19 protein-coding genes are annotated in these 18,995 nt (G+C 66.3%); 7 read left to right on the top strand and 12 right to left on the bottom strand.

The annotated features are described in order from the left end of the window. Nucleotides 1–6: 6 nt before the first annotated feature. Genes PD284_RS03570 through PD284_RS03555 form a run of 4 tightly spaced genes read right to left on the bottom strand, consistent with a single transcriptional unit; the run spans nt 7 to nt 2,171 of the window. Nucleotides 7–1,146, bottom strand: a complete 1,140-nt coding sequence (locus tag PD284_RS03570; RefSeq protein ID WP_274626854.1) for a phosphatase PAP2 family protein — start codon at nt 1,144–1,146, stop codon at nt 7–9. A gap of 25 nt (nt 1,147–1,171) precedes the next feature. Next, nucleotides 1,172–1,564, bottom strand: coding sequence for an antibiotic biosynthesis monooxygenase family protein (locus tag PD284_RS03565; RefSeq protein ID WP_274626853.1), 393 nt, complete (start codon nt 1,562–1,564; stop codon nt 1,172–1,174). Beyond that, nucleotides 1,561–1,935, bottom strand: a complete 375-nt coding sequence (locus PD284_RS03560) for an NIPSNAP family protein (RefSeq protein WP_274626852.1) — start codon at nt 1,933–1,935, stop codon at nt 1,561–1,563. The genes PD284_RS03565 and PD284_RS03560 overlap by 4 nt, the downstream gene beginning before the upstream one ends. 38 nt (nt 1,936–1,973) lie before the next feature. Next, nucleotides 1,974–2,171 (bottom strand): DUF1127 domain-containing protein, encoded by a 198-nt coding sequence (locus PD284_RS03555; protein ID WP_274626851.1) that lies wholly within the window; start codon nt 2,169–2,171, stop codon nt 1,974–1,976. Between the two features lie 72 nt (nt 2,172–2,243). Here PD284_RS03555 and PD284_RS03550 point away from each other — a divergent pair, with 72 nt between their 5' ends. Together PD284_RS03550 and PD284_RS03545 are read left to right on the top strand one after the other, a co-directional pair. Further along, nucleotides 2,244–2,924 carry an ArsR/SmtB family transcription factor gene (locus tag PD284_RS03550; RefSeq protein ID WP_274626850.1) on the top strand — a complete coding sequence of 227 codons (681 nt, stop codon included), beginning with the start codon at nt 2,244–2,246 and terminating at the stop codon, nt 2,922–2,924. Between the two features lie 1,035 nt (nt 2,925–3,959). Then, nucleotides 3,960–4,247 (top strand): GIY-YIG nuclease family protein, encoded by a 288-nt coding sequence (locus PD284_RS03545; protein WP_274626849.1) that lies wholly within the window; start codon nt 3,960–3,962, stop codon nt 4,245–4,247. A gap of 369 nt (nt 4,248–4,616) precedes the next feature. Here PD284_RS03545 and PD284_RS03540 read toward each other — a convergent pair whose 3' ends face one another. Both PD284_RS03540 and iolG read right to left on the bottom strand, forming a co-directional pair. Then, nucleotides 4,617–5,447, bottom strand: a complete 831-nt coding sequence (locus PD284_RS03540; protein ID WP_274626848.1) for an SDR family oxidoreductase — start codon at nt 5,445–5,447, stop codon at nt 4,617–4,619. Nucleotide 5,448: 1 nt separating this feature from the next. Then, on the bottom strand, nt 5,449–6,438 hold the full coding sequence (gene iolG / locus PD284_RS03535; protein WP_274626847.1) for an inositol 2-dehydrogenase: 990 nt from the start codon (nt 6,436–6,438) through the stop codon (nt 5,449–5,451). Between the two features lie 59 nt (nt 6,439–6,497). On the opposite strand from iolG, the gene PD284_RS03530 reads away from it, so the two are divergent. The 5 genes from PD284_RS03530 to iolB all read left to right on the top strand — a co-directional run bounded on the left by PD284_RS03530 (nt 6,498) and on the right by iolB (nt 12,504). Beyond that, a complete protein-coding gene (locus PD284_RS03530) occupies nt 6,498–8,513 on the top strand; it encodes a bifunctional 5-dehydro-2-deoxygluconokinase/5-dehydro-2-deoxyphosphogluconate aldolase (protein WP_411956172.1) in 2,016 nt (671 codons plus the stop codon). A 22-nt stretch (nt 8,514–8,535) separates the two neighbouring features. Next, complete coding sequence (gene iolD / locus PD284_RS03525) at nt 8,536–10,383, top strand: 3D-(3,5/4)-trihydroxycyclohexane-1,2-dione acylhydrolase (decyclizing) (RefSeq protein WP_274626845.1); 1,848 nt, start codon at nt 8,536–8,538, stop codon at nt 10,381–10,383. 165 nt (nt 10,384–10,548) lie between these two features. Next, nucleotides 10,549–11,466: a myo-inosose-2 dehydratase gene (iolE, locus tag PD284_RS03520; protein WP_274626844.1), complete on the top strand. Its 918-nt coding sequence runs from the start codon at nt 10,549–10,551 to the stop codon at nt 11,464–11,466. Nucleotides 11,467–11,501: 35 nt separating this feature from the next. Next, nucleotides 11,502–11,702, top strand: coding sequence for a DUF3329 domain-containing protein (locus PD284_RS03515; protein WP_274626843.1), 201 nt, complete (start codon nt 11,502–11,504; stop codon nt 11,700–11,702). Nucleotides 11,703–11,706: 4 nt separating this feature from the next. Further along, nucleotides 11,707–12,504 (top strand): 5-deoxy-glucuronate isomerase, encoded by a 798-nt coding sequence (gene iolB / locus PD284_RS03510; RefSeq protein WP_274626842.1) that lies wholly within the window; start codon nt 11,707–11,709, stop codon nt 12,502–12,504. A 6-nt stretch (nt 12,505–12,510) separates the two neighbouring features. Here the strand turns inward: iolB and PD284_RS03505 are convergent, their stop codons facing one another. The 6 genes from PD284_RS03505 to PD284_RS03480 all read right to left on the bottom strand — a co-directional run bounded on the left by PD284_RS03505 (nt 12,511) and on the right by PD284_RS03480 (nt 18,555). Beyond that, nucleotides 12,511–13,608, bottom strand: a complete 1,098-nt coding sequence (locus tag PD284_RS03505; protein WP_274626841.1) for a DUF1513 domain-containing protein — start codon at nt 13,606–13,608, stop codon at nt 12,511–12,513. A 3-nt stretch (nt 13,609–13,611) separates the two neighbouring features. Next, nucleotides 13,612–14,742, bottom strand: a complete 1,131-nt coding sequence (locus PD284_RS03500; protein WP_274626840.1) for an imelysin family protein — start codon at nt 14,740–14,742, stop codon at nt 13,612–13,614. Nucleotides 14,743–14,846: 104 nt separating this feature from the next. Then, nucleotides 14,847–16,340 carry a di-heme oxidoreductase family protein gene (locus tag PD284_RS03495; RefSeq protein ID WP_274630530.1) on the bottom strand — a complete coding sequence of 498 codons (1,494 nt, stop codon included), beginning with the start codon at nt 16,338–16,340 and terminating at the stop codon, nt 14,847–14,849. A gap of 105 nt (nt 16,341–16,445) precedes the next feature. Beyond that, nucleotides 16,446–16,931 (bottom strand): bacterioferritin, encoded by a 486-nt coding sequence (gene bfr, locus PD284_RS03490; RefSeq protein WP_274626839.1) that lies wholly within the window; start codon nt 16,929–16,931, stop codon nt 16,446–16,448. After that, nucleotides 16,897–17,208: a bacterioferritin-associated ferredoxin gene (locus PD284_RS03485; protein WP_274626838.1), complete on the bottom strand. Its 312-nt coding sequence runs from the start codon at nt 17,206–17,208 to the stop codon at nt 16,897–16,899. Before PD284_RS03485 ends, bfr begins: the two co-directional genes overlap by 35 nt. A gap of 60 nt (nt 17,209–17,268) precedes the next feature. Further along, entirely contained in the window at nt 17,269–18,555 is a 1,287-nt protein-coding gene (locus tag PD284_RS03480; RefSeq protein ID WP_274630529.1) for an imelysin family protein, read from the bottom strand. Nucleotides 18,556–18,995: the final 440 nt, after the last annotated feature.

The following is an 18,995-nucleotide window of genomic DNA, read 5'->3' as shown; positions in this document are numbered from 1 at the left end:
CCTCCGCTATGCGGGGGAGGCATCCGCCACCTCACCGCCTGCGGCGACGGGAACGCGGCTGGCTCGACCGCGACGGCCAGCGTCCGGCAGCCACTTCCGGAGCGCATAATGAATGCCGACGGTGAGCGCGATGGCCGCGTATCCGTCGATCGAGTAGTGCCAGGCGAGATAGACCGAGCTCATCAGCACGAAGGCGACATAGACGAAGGCAAGCGCCCCGAGCACACGACTGCGATCCCAGACGAACAGCGCGTTGAGCGTGATCAGGCCGACATGCACGCTGGGGAACGCCGAGATGCCTGATCCGAAGCCGGTGATCCCCTTCTGGTGGAGGTCCCAGAGGTAATCCTGGTAGAAGGCGGCGGAGGCGGCCGAACCGGATGCGCTGCCGAGAAACGCCACCTGTTCGCCGAAGCGGGCGCTGTCTCCGGTCACGAAGCCGTAGTAGACCGGCCCGGCCGAAAGCAGCGTGCCAGCCACCAGATTGCCGACCACGATCCAGACCAGCATGAAGGACAGGATATAGCGGGTCCGAATTGCCGCCGCCTTGGGCGAGGTGGCGACGTAGAACAGGGCGCCGAAGCAGATGATGAACCAGAGGTTGCTGTAGTTCAGCTGGACGATTGACAGGAACCAGTCGGTTTTTGCGACGGAATAGAGAAGACGCCAGGGGTCGTTGCCAAGATAGAGGGCGGCGTCCAGGTCAGCGAGCAACCGGTCGTAGGGGAAGCCGCCCTGCCATGCCGACAGCCCGTTCTTCACCGATGTGAACGTGCCCTGGAAGAACATCAGCGCCATCACGAGGCAGATGCCGGAGACGAAGTAGGCGACCTTGTCCGGGGCGAAGACGCGCGTGGCGGCGAGCCAGCGGCGGTTGTTGAACCTATGGATCAGCTTGGCCCAGTGCAGGGCGAAGGCGATGATGGGGAACAGGAACAGGAACAGCACGCACCATTTGGTAAGATAGGTCGAGTAGGTCGCGAGGTCGCTGCGCCCGGTCGCGGTCAGGAATACGAGTCCGGCCAGCGTGTACGCCGCAATGGCAAGATAGAGGGGGGCATCGTCGCGGATGCGACCGAGAAGCCGGCGCGCGAACTCTGGCGCATAAGCTGGCTTTGGCGAGCGGATGGCGCGGATCGTGGACATCCAGTATGGCGTAGCCGACGAGTGTCTAGATTCCGTTACTGACGTTCGCTGCATCTTCAGGTCGTAGCTGGCTTGGCGCATGAACCGCGCGGCTGTCCTCCGGCGCCTGGTCGCGCTCGGAAAGGCCGTAGTCTCGCACGACATGGGCGATGCGCAGACGATAGCCGGCAAAGACGCCGCTGCGCCCGGCCGTCTGCGCTTGCCGGTGTTCTTCCGTGTTGCGCCAGGCCCTGACGGCCTCCTCGTCGCGCCAGAACGACAGTGACAGCAGCTTGCCGGGATTGGTGAGGCTCTGGAAGCGTTCGACGGAGATGAAGCCGTCGATCCCGTCGAGCAGCGGCTTCAGCGCGCCCGCGATGCCGAGATACGCGTCCTTCCGGCCTTCGGCCGGCTCGACCTCGAAGATGACGGCGATCATGGGACGATCCTTTCGCTGTGGGGCGCGGATGCCAGCTTCAGGAACATGCGATCCTCGCGGCGGATGAACTGCCGCGTCCTGGCGAACTCGTAGTTTGCCTTGCCGAGCGGGTCGGCGGCAAGGCGGGCCCGATAGGCCTCGTAGGCGGCGAGGCTCTCGATGTTGTAGACGCCGTAGGCCGTGGTGGCTGAGCCTTCGTACGGCGCGAAATAGCCGATCAGCTCCGCCCCGCAGCGCGGGATCGCCTGGCGCCAGTTGCGGGAATACTCGACGAAGGCGTCCCTCTGGTAGGGATCGATCTCGTAGCGGATGAAGCAGGTGATGGTCACGTCGTAGTCCTCATCATGGCGCGGGCACGCTTCGACCCGCATAAAAACGTCTTGCTGAATGGTATGGTAGGCCTGCGGGCCTAGCGGAAGTGGCGCGCGCGGATCCGGCGCACGTCGTCGGGAGCCAGTCCGATGTCCTTGAGGCGATCGTCGTCCAGTTCCGCCAGCACCTCCTCCGAGCACCGGAGTTCGAACCAGCGGTCGAGCCGGGCGAGGATGCCGCGAAGGCGAGCGGCGGGCCTGGGTGCGAACCGGAAGCGCGGGCGGGGGGAGTTCATGGTCATATCTCCTTTACTGAGGCTCCGACCATAGAACTTGCCTGACGAGAATGCTTCGATTAGGATCGAACTATGCGTGATGGACCCGACATAGCCCGCATCGCCACACTGGTGGGCGACCCCGCCCGCGCCAACATGCTGACGGCGCTCATGGATGGCGGAGCCCTGACGGCGAGCGAACTGGCGCTGGAGGCCGGCGTGAGCCTGCCGACGGCAAGTTCGCACCTCGCCAAGCTCACGGAAGGCGGCCTGCTCACGGTCGCCAGCCAGGGGCGCCACCGCTATTACGGACTGGCCGGCGCCCCCATCGCTGCCATGCTGGAAGCGATCATGGGCGTTGCCGAAGCCGCGGGGCCCAAACGGGCGCGTCCCGGACCGCGCGACGCGAACATGCGCGAAGCACGCGTCTGCTACGACCACCTTGCCGGCGAGCGCGCCGTCGCCATGTTCGACCGCTTCGTGGATCGGAAGGTGCTCATGCGCGACGGCGACGATATCGCCCTCGGTCCGAACGGACCGTCGTTCTTTCAGGCGGTCGGCATCGACGCGAATTCCCTGGCCGGCCAGCGGCGTCCGGTGTGCCGCGCCTGCCTCGACTGGAGCGTGCGGCGCACGCACCTCGCCGGCGCGCTGGGCGCTGCGATCTTCGACAAGATCGTTGCGGAAAAATGGGCGCGCCGGGAGCCGGGCGGGCGCACGGTGACGTTCTCGCCCAAGGGCAAGATGGCCTTTGAAAAGGCGTTCCTGGGGTAGAAGCGCCGGGACGGTCGGAACGTCCCCGACACCCGGCGTACACCCTCGCATCGCCACGCCCGCTTTCGCGTCTGGCCATTGTCAAAGAACGTTCCCGACCGGGGGTCAGGAAGTCCCGACCGGGAAGACGGGCGGCCGTTCGGTCGCTCGTAACATAGAATGTGCGGCCTCGCGGCCGCCCGTCCGGTGGTCTTGCCCCACCTGTCCCGCCCGGCCCATCGGGTCGCGGTCGGCGGTCGGGGCCCGGACCTGGGGGCTCATCACCCAGCAGCGCCACCGTAGCGCTGCCGATCCGGCACCGTCCCCTGCCCGGAGGGTCGGTGGCCATCCGTTTCCCGTGCAGGGGCGAGACGGATTATGGGGGCGGTGCGGAGGGTGGGGAGAATTTTTTCTCGGGCGGGAGGTGAGGGTGACTGGAAAGGCGCAGTTATAACAATGTGTTAGGAGGTTGTTGGCGCTGTCGGAGAGCGCGAAATGGGGTGTTTTATCCCCGCCGAACTCCCATTTTGGCGACGGGGTGTTGCATTGCGCCGTCGGCGTGCTGCCGGGACGGTACGGCATGGGTCCTAGGCTCTCCGCAGTTCGCTTCGCTCCTGCTTCGGCCTAGGATGACGAAGGGGAGGGGGCGCCACGCCAATCGGGGGGGCGCCACGCCAATCGCCAAACTTGTTGACTGAGCACAGGCGACACCGAACGCCAACATTGGCGACCGAGCATAGGCAACACGCCAACATTGGCGATTGCGTTCATGCGGCATCCGTCGCCAACGTTGGCGATTAGCGGCCGGCATCTCAACCTTCGTCATCCCAGGGCAAGCGCAGCGAAGCGGAGCGCGACCCTGGGACCCATGCCGGAACAGGGGGGCGTGCGCCAATGGGGCGATGTCCAGCGAGGCAACCCGCGGCGGCGCGTCCAAGGTGAAGCCGGTGCATCGTGCAGCGGCCGCCGGCCACGGCGATGTGCGGACGCGACGCGCCTCCGCCCTGGCGCGATCGCGCCATTCGGCGACGACGGGCGACGGCCTAGTCTCGACCCATGACCGGCTATGTCTACATGCTCGCCAGCCAGAAGCGCGGGACGATCTACATCGGGGTGACCAACGACCTGGGCCGTCGCATACCGGAGCACAAGGAGGGCCGGGGCTCGAAGTTCACTGCCCGCTACGGCGTGGTCAGGCTGGTCTGGTACGAGGAGCACTTCGACATCCGCGACGCCATCCAGCGCGAGAAGTCGCTGAAACGCTGGCTGCGCCAGTGGAAGATCGCGCTGATCGAGAAGACCAATCCGGAGTGGCATGAGTTGTGCCGCGGCACCGGGTGGTGAGGCGCTTGCCTGGGACTGATGGAAGGCCGCGGATAGGTCAAGGCTTGGCAACTTGCACCGTTGATCGCATGCCCGAAAGGTCAGGGCATGGGTCCTAGGCTCTCTGCAGTTCGCTTCGCTTCTGCTTCGGCCTAGGATGACGAAGCGTTGGGAGGTGAGTTCGCCAATCGCCAGCGCCGACGTTGATGATTGGCCGCTGACACCCCCAACTTCGTCATCCCAGGGCAAGCGCAGCGAAGCGGAGCGCGACCCTGGGACCCATGCGGTGACTTGGGAGGCGCACACCATGGGTGCAGAAAACCGATGCGTGACGCCGCGTCACGCGAGCCACCGCGGCCAGGGACGCGCCACACTCACCAGAACTGGCCGTCATCCCACCGGCGGCGGCGGGACAGTCGAATCGCCTGCGCCGCGCACCTGCTGGTCGAAGTCGATGATCGAGCCGGTCATCATGCCGCTCTCCGCGCTCGCCAGGTAGGCGACCGCGCGGGCCACCTCGTCCGTCTTCAGCAGTCGGCCGAAGGGGCGACCCTTTTCCGCGGCTTCGAGCCAGCCGGGCTGGGCGTCGTGGTAGGTCTTCATGATGCGGTCTTCGCCGGGCGTGTCCATCCAGCCGATGGTGAGTCCATTCACGCGGATCCGGTGGTTCATGACGCTGTAGGCGACGTTGCGCGTCAGCGTGATCAGCGCCCCCTTGGAGGCGCAGTAGGCGGTGATGAAGCTCTGCCCGCCGTGGCCGGACATCGAGATGATGTTGACGATCGAGCCCTCAATCTTCTCGCGCTTCATGACGTGGAGCGCATCCTGCATCAGGAAGAACGGCGCCCGCACATTGACTGCGAACATGGCGTCGAACAGTTCCGGACTGGTGTCCCAGATCGTGCCGCGGTCGGTGATGCCGGCCGCATTGACCAGGATGTCGACGCGCCCGAACGCCTTGTCGGCGGCGGGCACGATCTTCGCGACGTCTTCCTGGCTGGCGAGATCGCCGGCGACGAAGACGGTGCGGACCCCCTTGTTCTCCAGGACGGCCCGGACCCTGTTGCCGCGTTCCTCGTTGCGTCCCGTGATCACCAGCCCGGCGATGCCGCGGTCGGCGAAGAGGTGGGCGATGCCCTCGCCGAGGCCTTGGGTGGCCCCGGTAATGACGGCCACCTTGCCCTCCAGGGAAAGCTTTTCGAACGAGTTCGGGTCGATCATATCAGACCACCTCCACCGGCTTGCCGGTCTCCAGGGATTTCTGGGCGGCGTCGGCCAGTTGCTGCGCCTTCAGCCCGTCCGCGCCGTCCGGGGACGGTTTCCTGCCCCTCTCCATCGCGTCGATGAAGGCCTCGATCTCGTTGCGGTAGGCGGCTGCGTAGCGCTCCAGGAAGAAGTTCTGCACGGGATCCGCGGTCAGGCCGCGCTCGCCCGCAAACATCACCGTCGTCTCGTGCACGTTGCCGGCGCTGAGCAGTCCCTTCGAGCCGTGCACCTCGATGCGCTGGTCGTAGCCGTAGGTGGCGCGGCGCGAGTTCGAGATCTGGCAGATCTTGCCGCTGCGGGTCTTCAGCAGCACCGCCGCTGTGTCGACGTCGCCGGCCTTGCCGATCGCAGGATCGACAAGCGCCGAACCGAGGGAGAATACCTCGATCGGATCCTCGCCGAGCAGGAAGCGGGCCATGTCGAAGTCGTGGATCATCATGTCCCGGAACAGGCCGCCCGAACGTTCGATATAGGAGACCGGCGGCGGCCCGGGATCGCGTGACAGGATCGAGACCATCTCCACCTCGCCGGCCACCCCGTCCGCGACGCGTCTCTGCAGGGCGGCGAAGTTGGGGTCGAAGCGCCGGTTGAAGCCGATCATCAGCGGAACGCCTGCCGCCTTCACGCGCTCCAGCGTCTTGACGATGCGCCCGGAGGAGAGGTCGACGGGCTTCTCGCAGAACACGGCCTTGCCGGCTGCTGCGGCGCGATCGATGAAGTCGGCATGCGTGTCGGTCGGGGTTCCGATCAGCACGGCGTCGATGCTCTTGTCGCCGAGCAGGTCGTCGATCGAGCGGACGGGCGCACCGGTCGCGGCGGCGAGCGCGTTTGCGCCGTCCGGCATCGGATCGGCTATGCCCGCCAGTTTTGCGCGTCTGGATGCTGCGATGTTGCGGCCGTGAATCTGCCCGATGCGACCGGCGCCGAAGAGCGCAATCGATACCATCTGTTCCTCCCTGGAAGGCAATCGCGTGGCAGAATGGATATTCCATATTGACTTTGTCAATGGAATTTCTGTTTCATTACGTGTCACTTGTTCCATTCTGCGCGGCGCGGCTCCAGCGCCCGCGGAGCTTGCCGGTTTCAGCGAGGAGAAGCCGCTTGGCCACCACGAAAAAGCTCGACGTCATCACCATCGGGCGCGCCTCCGTCGACCTCTACGGCCAGCAGATCGGCTCGCGTCTCGAGGACATCGCCTCCTTCGCCAAGTCCGTCGGCGGCTGCCCGGCCAACATCGCGATCGGCACGGCGCGGCTCGGCCTGCGCTCGGCCTTGATGACGCGCGTCGGCGACGAGCAGATGGGGCGCTTCATCCGCGAGCAGATGCAGCGGGAAGGCGTCTCGACGGATGCCATCGTCGTCGACCGGGAGCGTCTGACCGCGCTGGTCCTGCTCGCGGTGGAGGAGGAGGGCGTCTCGCCGATGATCTTCGTGCGCACCGACTGCGCCGACATGGCGCTGTCGCCGGACGACGTCGACGAAGCTTTCGTCGCCTCGGCGCGGGCGGTCGTGGTGACGGGTACGCACTTCTCGCGCCCGAACACCGAGGCGGCGCAGATGAAGGCGATCAGGATCGCCAAGGCGTCGGGCGGAAAGGTCGTGTTCGATATCGACTACCGACCCAATCTGTGGGGCCTGGCCGGGCACGCGGCGGGGTTCGAGCGCTATGTCAAGTCGGAGACGGTGTCAGCCAAGATGCGCGCCGTCCTGCCGTACTGCGACCTCATCGTCGGCACCGAGGAGGAAATCCGCATCGCCTCCGGTGCGGACGACGTGCTGGGTGCGCTGAAAGCGATACGCGCGCAGACGGACGCCACGATCGTGCTGAAGCGCGGCGCGATGGGATGCATCGTCTATGACGGGCCGATCAGCGACGATCTGGAGGACGGCATCGTCGGCGACGGATTTCCGATCGAGGTCTTTAATGTGCTCGGCGCCGGGGACGCCTTCATGTCAGGCTTCCTGCGGGGCTGGCTGGGCGGCGAAAGCCTGAAGACGGCGGCGACCTGGGCGAATGCCGGCGGGGCCTTCGCGGTATCGCGGCTGCTCTGCTCTCCCGAATACCCGACCTTCGAGGAACTGCAGTTCTTCCTGAAGCAAGGCAGCAAGCACCGCGCCCTGCGCAAGGACGAGGCGATCAACCACGTGCACTGGGCGACGACACGCCGCCGCGATATCCCGTCCCTGATGGCGCTGGCGGTCGATCACCGGCTGCAACTGGAAGAGGCGGCAAGGAAGGCCGGAGCCGACGAGAGCCGGATCGGCGCCTTCAAGGTGCTGGCGGTGAAGGCGGCGGCCAGGGTCGCGAACGGCCGCCCGGGCTACGGCATGCTGATCGACGAGAAGCATGGCCGCGACGCCATGTTCGAGTTCGCGCGGCATCCGTTCGCGTGGCTGGGCAGACCGGTCGAGCTTCCGGGATCGCGTCCGCTGCGTTTCGAGTTCAGCCAGGACATCGGCTCGCAGCTCGTCGAATGGCCGGTCGACCACTGCATCAAATGCCTGTGCTTCTATCATCCGGACGATTCCGCCGAACTAAAGCGGGAGCAGGGGGAGAAGCTCAAAACCCTGTTCGAGGCCGCGCGAAAAGTCGGCCGCGAATTGCTGGTCGAGATCATCGCCGGCAAGCATGGCGCGCTGAAGGAGGACACGATTTCGCGGGCGCTGCAGGACCTCTACGATCTCGGCATCAAGCCGGACTGGTGGAAGCTGGAGCCGCAGGCTTCGGCAGCCGCCTGGGCGGGCATCGAGGCGACCATCGCGCGGAATGACGCCTGGTGCCGCGGCGTCGTGCTGCTCGGCCTGGAGGCGCCTCAGGAGGCGCTCGAACGGGCGTTCGCCGCGACGGCGGGGACCTCGATCGTCAAGGGATTCGCGGTCGGCCGTACCATCTTCGCGGAGGCTGCCGACGCGTGGCTGTCGGGCCGTATCGGCGACGAGGAGGCGATCGCCGACATGGCCGGTCGTTTCGAGAAATTGACCGCAGCGTGGCTTGCCGCACGGGGGCGTGCGGCGGCATAGTCGGGATGGGAGGAGTTCTGGAATGGCAAAGACCATCCGCCTGACCATGGCGCAGGCGCTGACGCGCTTTCTTGCCCGCCAGATGACCGAGATCGAAGGCGAAAAGGTCCCGCTGTTCGGCGGCGTCTGGGCGATCTTCGGGCACGGCAACGTCGCCGGCGTGGGCGAGGCGCTCTACCAGGTGCGCGACGAGCTGCCGACTTTCCGCGCTCATAACGAGCAGGCCATGGCGCATGCCGCCATCGCCTATGCCAAGGCGCATTTCCGCCGCCGCATGATGGCGGCGACGAGTTCCATCGGGCCGGGCGCGCTGAACATGGTGACGGCCGCCGCGCTGGCCCATGTCAACCGGCTGCCGGTCCTGCTGCTGCCGGGCGACGTCTTCGCCAACCGCATTCCCGATCCGGTGCTCCAGCAGGTCGAGAGTTTCGGCGACGGCACGGTTTCGGCCAACGACTGCTTCCGGCCGGTTTCGAGGTACTTCGACCGGATCACCCGGCCGGAGCAGATCGTCCCGGCTCTGGCGAGGGCGATGCAGGTGCTGACCGATCCCGCCGAATGCGGTCCGGTGACGCTGTCGCTGTGCCAGGACGTGCAGGCCGAGGCATATGACTATCCGGGGGATTTCTTCGAGGAGCGCGTGTGGACGCCGCGTCGGCCGCGTCCAGATCTGCACGAATTGAAGCTTGCCGCCGAGGCGCTGAAGTCGGCGAAGAAGCCGCTGATCATTGCCGGCGGGGGCGTCCTCTATTCGCAAGCCTCGCCGGCGCTGGCGAAGTTCGTCGAGGCCACGGGCATTCCGGTCTGCGAGACGCAGGGCGGAAAATCGTCGCTGCCGGACGACCATGCGCTCAACATGGCGGCTGTCGGCGTCACCGGGACGTCGGCTGCGAACCGGCTGGCCGAGGAAGCGGACGTGGTGCTGGCGGTCGGCACCCGGCTGCAGGATTTTACCACGGGGTCGTGGGCGCTGTTCAAGAACGCGGGGAAGACGCTGATCGGGCTCAACGTGCAGGCCTTCGATGCGGGCAAGCACCGGGCGTTGTCGCTGGTCGCCGATGCGCGCGAGGGACTGAAGGAGCTGGAGAGGGCGCTCGACGGCTGGAAGGCGCCCGCTGCCTGGACCGAGAACGCCAGGGGCGGCAAGGCGGAGTGGCGCAAGGCGGCGGACACGGCGACGGCCGCGACCAATGCTGCACTTCCCTCCGACGCGCAGGTGATCGGCGCCGTGCAGCGCGCCATGGGCTCCGAGATCACCCTGCTGCACGCCGCGGGCGGGCTGCCGGGGGAACTGCACAAGCTCTGGCAGGCGGGGTCGCCGGGCTCCTACCACGCCGAATACGGCTTCTCGACCATGGGCTACGAGATCGCGGGCGGGCTTGGCGTGAAGATGGCCAGGCCCGACAGCGAGGTCGTGGTGATGGTCGGCGACGGCTCGTACCTGATGCTCAATTCCGAGATCGCCACCTCGGTCATGCTCGGCCAGAAGCTCACGGTGGTCCTGCTCGACAATCGCGGCTTCGGCTGCATCAACCGGCTGCAGATGGCGACCGGCGGCGAGAATTTTAACAACCTGCTGAAGGATGCGCGTCACGAGACGTTGCCCGAGATCGACTTCGTCGCGCACGCTGCGAGCATGGGGGCGATCGCCGAGAAGGCGCATTCGATAGCCGACCTGGAGGCGGCGCTTGGCAGGGCGAAGGGGAACGATCGCACGACGGTGATCGTGATCGACACCGATCCGCTCGTCTCGACGGATGCCGGCGGCCACTGGTGGGACGTCGCGGTGCCGGAGGTTTCGGCGCGGACGCAGGTGAATGCGGCGCGCAAGAAATACGAGGACGCGGTCAGGCTGCGGGTGGGGAACTAGCGACTGAGAAGACTGGATCACCCCACCCGCCTCGCTGCGCTCCGCACCCTCCCCATCGTGGGAGGGAGTGGCGCCAAGCTCCGTGGCCTTCCTCCCTCGAAAGGGGAGGTGGTCCGAAGGGCCTGAGGGGGTGGAAATGCAAAGACGGCCAATCGGAGCAACGACGTGAAAGCCAAACTGGGCATGTCCCCCATCGCGTGGTGGAACGACGACCTGCTGGAGCTCAGCGATGACGTGTCGCTGGAGGAATGCCTGCGCCAGTCGCGCTCGGCCGGTTTCACCGGCATGGAGATGGGCCGCCGCTTCCCTAACGATCCGAAGGTGATGCTGCCGATCCTGAAGGAGGCCGACGTGACGCTCTGCGGCGGCTGGTTCTCGGGTACGCTGGTGAACGAGGATCTGGAAGAGAACATGGATCGCATCCGGCCCATGATCGAGCTGTTCAAGGCGGTGAGTGCGCCCTGCATCGTCTATGGCGAGGTCGGCCGCTCGATCCAGGGCGATCGCTCGAAGCCGCTCGCCACCAAGCCGCGGCTCATGGACGACGAGATGCGCGCCTATGGAAGGAAGCTGACCGAATTCGGCGAATGGTGCGCCGACCGGGGCATGCCGCTCGCCTATCACCACCACATGGCGGCGGTGGTCGAGACGGAGCCAGAGCTCGACGCATTCATGCGCAATTCGGGCCCCGGCATCCCGCTGCTGCTCGACGCGGGCCACCTCGCCTTTGCCGGCGGCGACCCGCTGCGCGCCATCGACAAGCATCACGCCCGCATCAACCATGTGCATGTGAAGGACGTGCGCATGGAGGTGATCGATAAGCTCGACCGCAGCCGCCAATCCTTCCTCGATGCGGTCGCGCTCGGCGCCTTCACCGTGCCCGGCGACGGGTCGCTGGATTTCGGGGCCATCGTGCAGAGGCTCGCCGACCATGGCTACCAGGGCTGGTTCGTGGTCGAAGCCGAACAGGACCCGAAGAAAAGCCCGCCGCTGAAGATGGCGCAGATCGGCCACAAGGAACTGATGCGCGTGATGACGAATGCCGGCTATACCGTCGAGACGCAGGGCTTTCCCAATGCCTGAGCATTTCGAGTTCCAACCTGTCCAGGACCGTTACGATGCGTGACACCGAGCATCCCTTCTTCCGGCCGCTGTGGCGGCGCGTTCTCCTCGTTGTGGTCTGCATCGGCTGGGCGATCTTCGAGTTCGTCAACGGCGCGCAGCTCTGGGGCATGATCGCGCTGGCCTTCGCCGCCTATGCGGTCTGGGCCTTCTTCATCGCCTACAACCCGCCGCCCGTGGAAGACGCCAAGGAGTGAGCCGATGTCGCGTCTGCTGGTCAAGCCGCAGGGAAAACGGGGACGCGTGTCGCACGTCACGCCCGAGAATGCCGGCTGGACCTATGTCGGCTTCGACCTGCACCGGCTCGCGCCGGAGGACGTCGCGTCAGGCGAAACCGGCGCGCGCGAGGTCTGCCTCGTCTTCGTGACCGGCAAGGGAAGGGTCACCGCCGGCGGCAATGACCTGGGACTTCTTGGCGAGCGCATGTCGCCGTTCGAGGGCAAGCCGTGGTCGGTCTACCTGCCGCAAGGCTCGGACTGGTCGGTGACGGCGGAAACGGAGCTCGAACTTGCGGTGTGTTCCGCGCCGGGCCTCGGCGGCGGCCTGCCGATCCGCGTCATCGGGCCGGAGGATGTCGGCCGCGAAGTGCGCGGCAAGGGGACCAACACCCGGCACGTCACCAACATCCTGCCCGAGACCGCGCCGGCGGATTCTTTGCTGGTCGTGGAGGTCATCACGCCGGGCGGCCACACCTCCAGCTATCCGCCGCACAAGCACGACCAGGACAATTTGCCGGCGGAGTCCTATCTGGAGGAAACGTACTACCACCGCCTCAACCCGCCGCAGGGTTTTGCCTTCCAGCGCGTGTACACCGACGATCGTTCGCTGGACGAGGCGATGGCGGTCGAGGATGGCGACGTCGTGCTGGTGCCGAAGGGATACCACCCCTGCGCCGCCTGCCACGGCTACGACCTCTACTATCTCAACGTCATGGCCGGCCCGAAGCGGACCTGGAAATTCCATAACGCGCAGGAGCATGAGTGGCTGCTGAAGGCGTAAGCCTCGTCAGCCGATGCGCGCGAGGTGGTTGTCCCAGACATAGTCGGGATGGGACCATTCGGCCCCGTCCGGCCCGAGCGTCTCGCCGGTGCCCGTCGTCGCGCGGAATCCGTCGAGGTCGGGCGCGAGGCCGCAGACCTCGACCAATGACCTCGTCTCGACGATCTTCCGGCTGGCCGCATCGATGACGGCCATGGTGTTGCCCTGCGGCGAGGACACGGCGATGGTGCCGGCGTCCCGGTTGGCGGCGACGGAGCCGATATAGTTGCGGAAGCCGCCCAGCACGCCGTCCGCCATCTCGACCAGCTCCAGTTTTTCGCCCCGCCGCGCCGAACCGACCAGAAGCGGCCGCTCGGTCGCGGGGCCTTCATGCTGGCAGCCGAACCACACCGCACCGGCGGCGTCGGTGTCCATGTGGCGGATCGAGAGCTGGTGCAGTTCCGGCGGCAGCTCGTGATGCTCCAGCCGGTCACCGGTGACGCGGTCGACGAAGACGAGCGACGGCTTCATCGTAGGGATGTTCAGCTTGGCCCGGCCGAAATCCGGATGGGTCTCGATACCGCCATTGGCGATGGCCAGCGTCCGCCCGTCGCCAAGCAGCAGCACCTCGTGCGGACCGACGCCCCACGTCGGGAATTCGCCGATCCGCCGAAAACCGTCGGTCGCATCGTAGACGCCGATCATGCCGGCGGCGTTGTCAAAATCGTTCTCGGTCGCATAGAGCAGCCTGCCGTCAGGCGAGAAGGCCCCGTGGCCGTAGAAGTGGCGGCCCCCGACGCTGGCGATTGTCACCGGCGCTGCCTCCCCCTTGTGGTCGAAGACGGTGGCAAAAGTTCCCGGCTGGCGGGCGAAGACGACCGAGCGCCGCGAGACGGGATCGAAGGTGACGTCGTGCCCCCGGTCAGGCAGCTCGACCGTGTGCAGGATGCGGCCGTCCTCGGACAGGATCGCCGCGCCGTAAGCGCCGTCCCGCCTCTGGTAGGCCGTGGCATAGACCGCATCCACGGAAAGCGTCGCGGCCAGGGCGCGCGGCGATAGCGAGAGCGCAAAACCCGCCCCGGCGGCCTTCATGAAGGCGCGGCGGTCGATCAGCGGCGTGCGCATGGGTCAGTCTCCGTCCAGCGAGGAGAAGCCGGCGCTGAGACCGAGCGCAGCCGCCAGCCGCACGCCGAACAGTTCCGACAGGCTGGAGGTCACGAGACGCGCATAGTCGAGTTTTGCGCGCCGTGCGCCGTCTTCAAGGATCTCGGCAGGGGGCGCTTCCGCCGCCTTCAGCGCGGCATCCGCATTGGCGAACTCGAAGGCGATCGACTGGGCGATCCAGCCTTCGTCCGGCCCGAGCTGGCCGGAGAAGTCGGCGACCTTGAAGAGATCCGACAGGCCCTGGAGATCAGCGCGCAAGGAGGGAACGGTCGCGGCGCTGCGCCAGTAGACAGCCTGCTTCGGCTTGTCGCTGTCCGGGGTCTTGCCGAGGAAACCGTTGATGCGCACGTCGCGGACCATTTCGAGGCCGTGGACGAACACGTTGAACAGCTCGGTCATCGCCTCGGCGTCGCTGCGGTAGAGCGGGTTTTCCGGGCCAGGATTCGTCCATTGCCGGGCGATCCCGTCGGGAGCGGTCCAGGCGGCGTCGACTTCGGCGGCGATGCTGTCCAGGTTTCCGGCGATGGCGAGCCCATAGCTGCAGCGGTAAGCGCCCGCCGCCGAAGCGAGGTCGTCTGCGCCTGTGCCGAACAGCACGAATTCCAGCGCGCCCAGCCCCTGCATGGCGACGCTCTTGCCGCCCAGGGCGGTGACGTCCGTCGCCGACGGATCCTGCTCGGCGATCGCCGCCTGCACCTGCTTCAACCCGATGCTCTTGCGGTCGGGCCAGAACAGGATTCGCTCCAGGCGGTTTTGCTCCGTCACCGGCCCGAAGCGGACGGCTTCGATGCGCGACCAGGCAGTGACCGAGGCGCGGTAGGAGTCGCGCGCGGCTGCAAGGCTGTTTTCGGATGGCTCGGCGCACAGCTTTTCGGCCGCGGCGTCCAGCCTGCCGGTCGTCTCGTGAAAGGCGGCATAGGCCGGCCGGACAAAGCCTTCGATCGTGCGGGCGATCAGTGCGTTTTCGGCGTGAGCGGAGAGGGTTGGCGCGAGGAACAGGCAGGTGGCGAGAAACACGGCCGCAAGACGCGCGCGTCGGACACCCCCACCCCTTACCCCTCCCCACAAGGGGGAGGGGGAGTTGCCGCGCGCCAAGCGTCCCTCCCGCTTGTGGGGAGGCGAAAGGGAAGAGGGTAACAGATCGAATGGCCTCAGGACGAACGAGCTAAAGTTCACTGTCAGCAGCCCGAGCCGTTTCATCAGAGCGACTCCAAGAACCTGATCAACGCGTCCCGCTCCGGCTTGTCCAGCGCGGCAAATCCGTCGCGCGCGCGCCCAGCCTCGCCGCCGTGCCAGAGGATCGCTTCGGTGAGGCTTCGGGCGCGCCCGTCGTGGAGGAAGAAGGTGTGGTCGTTGACCCGCTGGGTGAGGCCGATCCCCCACAGCGGCGGCGTTCGCCATTCCGTGCCGCCGGCGTCGCCCGCCTGCTGGCCGTCCGCCAGTCCTTCGCCCATGTCGTGCAAGAGGAAGTCGGAATAGGGCCAGATCAGCTGGAAGGACTGCGCCTTGTTGGGCGCGTCGCGCCGGGTCACGAATTTCGGCGTGTGGCAGCCGGTGCAGCCGAGGTCGTAGAAGACCTTCTTGCCGGCGAGCACTTCGGGCTTGTCGACGTCGCGGCGAGCCGGCACCGCCAGGTTCTGCGCATAGAAGGTGACCAGGTCCATCACCGGCGGCGGCGCCTCAAAACCGCCGAGCCGCTCCTGCGCGCCGTTGGGCTGCTCCAGGCACGCGGGCTGCGCCTGCGTGCAGTCGCCCCAATGCCTTGGCGCCTCGGGCGAGGAGATACCCATGTCGCCGGCGAAGGCGTCGGCGGATTGCTGGCGGATCGAGGCCGTCGTGGCCTTCCATCCGAAGCGGCCGAGCGCAAGCTCGCCGGTCAGTTCGTCGCGCACGATCGAGACCCGGCCCGATATGCCGTCCTCGTCATGGTCCTCCGGGTCGGCGCGGGAGGCGATGTCGGCGGGGTGGATCTGCTCGACCAGGCCGAGGCCGATCATCTGCGGCGAGACGCGCGGCGAAAGCGTGGTGCGCGGGTCGAGCGCGCCGTAGCCAAGGTCGGTGACGGAATAGGCGGGCTTGCGCAGCGAAACCTGCGTCCCGTCGCCCAGCGTCACCGGCACCTCGGTGTAGTCGATCTTCATGCGCCCTTCGCCCGGGATGCCGGGCACGGCGCGGTCCTGCAGCTGCGTGCCGTAGACGGGGTCCGGGAGATTGAGCACGCCGCGCGTCGCGACGAGTTGCTGCTCCTCGGCGGTTTCGGCTGCGCGGGCCAGCCGCAGGAACATCGAGGTCGCGTCGGCCGCGCCTTCGGGGGGATGGCCGCGGCCGTCCTTCAGATGGCAGCTCTGGCAGGCGCGCGCATTGAACAGCGGGCCGAGCCCGTCGGACGCCTGGGTGGAAGAGGGCGAGGACACCCAGTTCTTCCGGAACAGCCCGTTGCCTAGCTTGAACGTCGCCTCTTCCTCGAAGGTGATGTTGGCGGAGGAATGGGAGAAGGCGTCCTGGTTCGGCCGCTTGCGCGACGTGCCGGCGCCGCCCTGCATCTTCTCGAAATCCTCGGCCCTGGAGAAATCCGCCGTAGGCCGGGTGATGGCCGTCACGCGGCCCAGGTCATCCGGCGGAAGGTCGTTGCGGGTGGTGGGGAGATCGAGAGAACCGGCTGCGGCGACCGATGCGCCGGCGATGAAGAGCATGCCGGCAAGGACGAGCGCCCATCCTCTCCCCTCGCGGAGAGAGGGAACCAGGTTCCGCACGCGGCACGACGTGTCGATCAAATCGTGCCGCATGTCCTCATGGTCCTATTCCGCCTCGTTCGCCGAATCCGCGTTCAGCAGGCCGTACTTTTCCTCGCCGATGGAGGCGAGCAGGTCGAGCTGGGTCTCGAGGAAGTCGATGTGGCCTTCCTCGTCCTTCAGCAGGTCTTCGAACAGGTGCATGGTCACGTAGTCGCCGAGCTCCTGGCAGATCTCGCGGGACCGCTTGTACGAGGTGCGGGCGTCGTATTCGCCGGCAAGATCGGATTCCAGCACTTCCTTGACGTTCTGTCCGATGCGCAGCGGAGCCACCGACTGGAGGTTCGGATGTCCCTCGAGGAAGATGATGCGGGCCACCAGCCGGTCGGCATGGTGCATCTCCTCGATCGATTCCGCGCGTTCCTTCTTGGCGAGCTTCGTGTAGCCCCAGTCCTCGAGCAGGCGGTAGTGGACCCAGTACTGGTTGACCGCGCCGAGTTCCAGGAACAGCGCCTCGTTAAGCCGCTCGATGACTTGCTTTTCGCCCTTCATGGAATTTGCTCCCGTATTCGACACGCAGTCCTCGGACGCGGTCTAGGTGTGAAACGACATCCGCGCCGTCCACCTCCGAACGGGCGTGGTACTTTTCGGTTACCCGGATGATCGTTTCGACCACATTTGGGAAGCAGCCGCAACAGCGGCCCCGCTTTTTGAGCGAGTGGTACACCTTGGCCGGCACGATAAGCTGCCAGGGGTCGATGTCCAGAAGGTCGATGATCGCCTGTTCGATCTCCTTCTCGGTTATGATGTTGCAGTGACAGATCAGCATTCGGTACTCGGGATTGGCTGGCGACGGCGGGCCGCTTGGCTGTGCTGGCGTCGGAAGCGCCTACTGGAAGACCTTGTCGGGCGCGTCCAGACTGTCGGATCCTTCGAAGTCGATCGCTTCGAGTTTTAGCGAGGCGACGGCCCGCTCGATGGACCTGGTCTGGTCGACCAGCGCATCGATGGCGGCCTGAACGGCAGCGTTGCCGTCGGCATTGCCTTCGCCGATCTGCTGGTCGTAGGCCTCGCCCTTTTCGGCGCGGGCGCTGATGGCTTCCATCTTCGCCACGGTCGCGTCGAGCTTGCCTGAAAGTTCGGCATCGACGCCGGCGTCGGTTTCCTTGACCAGGTCGCTCACCGAAGGGCCTTCGACGACGGAGCCGTCCACGCGCTTGTAGCTGCCGCTGTAGACGTTGCGGATGCCGACCGCGTCATAGAGATGCGAGATGTGGGTGTTGTCCGAGAAGCAGTCGTGCTCCTCCTCGGGATCGTGCAGCAGCAGGCCGAGCTTCATGCGCTCGCCGGCCAGTTCGCCGTAGGACAGCGAGCCCATGCCGGTCAGGATTGTGGAGATCGCCGTGCCGGTGTCGCCCTCGGTCAGTGCCTTGCGGGCTGCCCCGCCGTCCTTCCAGTTGCCGACCATCTCCTGGAGGTCGGTCACCAGGAGGTCGCTGGCGGCGGCCAGGTATTCGGCGCGGCGGTCGCAATTGCCGCCGGTGCAGTTGGCCTTGTCGAAATCGGTATGGGGGCGGTTGCCGGCGCCCGCCTTGGCGCCGTTCAGGTCCTGGCCCCAGAGCAGGAACTCGATGGCGTGGTAGCCGGTGGCGACGTTGGCTTCGATGTCGCCTGCCTCCTGCAGCGTGCCCGAGAGGAACTCCGGAGTGATCTTCGATGCGTCGACCTTCTTGCCGTCGATCTCTATCTCACGGTTGGCGATGACGTTGGCCGTAAAGAGCGAGTTCTCGTCGGACTCCGTGCCGTAGGCCCCGTCGACGTAATCAATAAGGCCCTCGTCGAGCGGCCATGCGTTCACGCGGCCCTCCCAGTCGTCGACGATGGCGTTGCCGAAGCGGTAGACCTCGGTCTGCTGGTAGGGGACGCGGGCGGCCTTCCAGGCTTCGCGCGCGGCGGCGAGCGTGTCGCCCGAAGGCGCTGCGATCAGCGCGTCGACCGCCTTGTCCAAGGCCTGCGCGGTGGTCAGCGCATCCTCGTAGCCCGCCAGCGCGATGTCGGCATAGGTCTCGACGACGGCCTTCGGGTCGGTATCCGCCTTGGCGGGCAGCACGAAGATCGCGCCGGTCAGCAGGCCGGTCGCCACGATCGCGGCCAGGCGCGTCTGGGTCTTCGTCATCGCATAGCGTCTCGGCATGCTCTTCTCCCATTGGATGCAGGTGCGCCCGTGCCAGCACGTCGTCTGTGGCGTTTTTTCGGTCGGCTGGCAGACGCTGTCGAAATTGCCGCACCGCAGGAGAGGGCGGCGTGCGGAAGCGCTGGTCTTCCGGAAGAAGCGGCAGTGTTGGCCGCCGGCGTGAGCGCGGCGCAAAGGATCGACATCGGTTCCCTCCAGCGGATGGGGTTCAAGGCCCCAACGTCAAAGGCGGCGCATCGCGCAGAAGGCATAAAAGCCGCTCATTGGGTGATGTCAACGGGAAACGTCGCGAAAACGCCTTGAAATCAATAGCTTAGAATTATTCTAAACTGTCTAACTCATGTTTTATCGAGCAATTTCCGCGCTCTGAGAAGACCCGGTCGCGGATGCGTATCAATTGTCGCACCCGTCGCGATTCCAGG

The sequence above is a fragment of the Mesorhizobium shangrilense genome, from assembly GCF_028826155.1.
GTDB lineage: Bacteria > Pseudomonadota > Alphaproteobacteria > Rhizobiales > Rhizobiaceae > Arvimicrobium > Arvimicrobium flavum.
This window is presented reverse-complemented; position numbering and strand designations above follow the sequence as displayed.

What these genes read in the sequence shown, in the direction of transcription:
- PD284_RS03505 (WP_274626841.1), bottom strand. Translation starts at nt 13,608, where the DNA reads ATGCGCACGCCGCTGATCGACCGCCGCGCCTTCATGAAGGCCGCCGGG.
- PD284_RS03485 (WP_274626838.1), bottom strand. Translation starts at nt 17,208, where the DNA reads ATGCTGATCTGTCACTGCAACATCATAACCGAGAAGGAGATCGAACAG.
- PD284_RS03550 (WP_274626850.1), top strand. Translation starts at nt 2,244, where the DNA reads ATGCGTGATGGACCCGACATAGCCCGCATCGCCACACTGGTGGGCGAC.
- PD284_RS03530 (WP_411956172.1), top strand. Translation starts at nt 6,498, where the DNA reads ATGGAATTTCTGTTTCATTACGTGTCACTTGTTCCATTCTGCGCGGCG.
- iolG (WP_274626847.1), bottom strand. Translation starts at nt 6,438, where the DNA reads ATGGTATCGATTGCGCTCTTCGGCGCCGGTCGCATCGGGCAGATTCAC.
- PD284_RS03545 (WP_274626849.1), top strand. Translation starts at nt 3,960, where the DNA reads ATGACCGGCTATGTCTACATGCTCGCCAGCCAGAAGCGCGGGACGATC.
- bfr (WP_274626839.1), bottom strand. Translation starts at nt 16,931, where the DNA reads ATGAAGGGCGAAAAGCAAGTCATCGAGCGGCTTAACGAGGCGCTGTTC.
- PD284_RS03565 (WP_274626853.1), bottom strand. Translation starts at nt 1,564, where the DNA reads ATGATCGCCGTCATCTTCGAGGTCGAGCCGGCCGAAGGCCGGAAGGAC.
- PD284_RS03480 (WP_274630529.1), bottom strand. Translation starts at nt 18,555, where the DNA reads ATGACGAAGACCCAGACGCGCCTGGCCGCGATCGTGGCGACCGGCCTG.
- PD284_RS03515 (WP_274626843.1), top strand. Translation starts at nt 11,502, where the DNA reads ATGCGTGACACCGAGCATCCCTTCTTCCGGCCGCTGTGGCGGCGCGTT.
- PD284_RS03540 (WP_274626848.1), bottom strand. Translation starts at nt 5,447, where the DNA reads ATGATCGACCCGAACTCGTTCGAAAAGCTTTCCCTGGAGGGCAAGGTG.
- PD284_RS03495 (WP_274630530.1), bottom strand. Translation starts at nt 16,340, where the DNA reads ATGCTCTTCATCGCCGGCGCATCGGTCGCCGCAGCCGGTTCTCTCGAT.
- PD284_RS03560 (WP_274626852.1), bottom strand. Translation starts at nt 1,935, where the DNA reads ATGCGGGTCGAAGCGTGCCCGCGCCATGATGAGGACTACGACGTGACC.
- PD284_RS03555 (WP_274626851.1), bottom strand. Translation starts at nt 2,171, where the DNA reads ATGAACTCCCCCCGCCCGCGCTTCCGGTTCGCACCCAGGCCCGCCGCT.
- iolB (WP_274626842.1), top strand. Translation starts at nt 11,707, where the DNA reads ATGTCGCGTCTGCTGGTCAAGCCGCAGGGAAAACGGGGACGCGTGTCG.
- iolD (WP_274626845.1), top strand. Translation starts at nt 8,536, where the DNA reads ATGGCAAAGACCATCCGCCTGACCATGGCGCAGGCGCTGACGCGCTTT.
- PD284_RS03570 (WP_274626854.1), bottom strand. Translation starts at nt 1,146, where the DNA reads ATGTCCACGATCCGCGCCATCCGCTCGCCAAAGCCAGCTTATGCGCCA.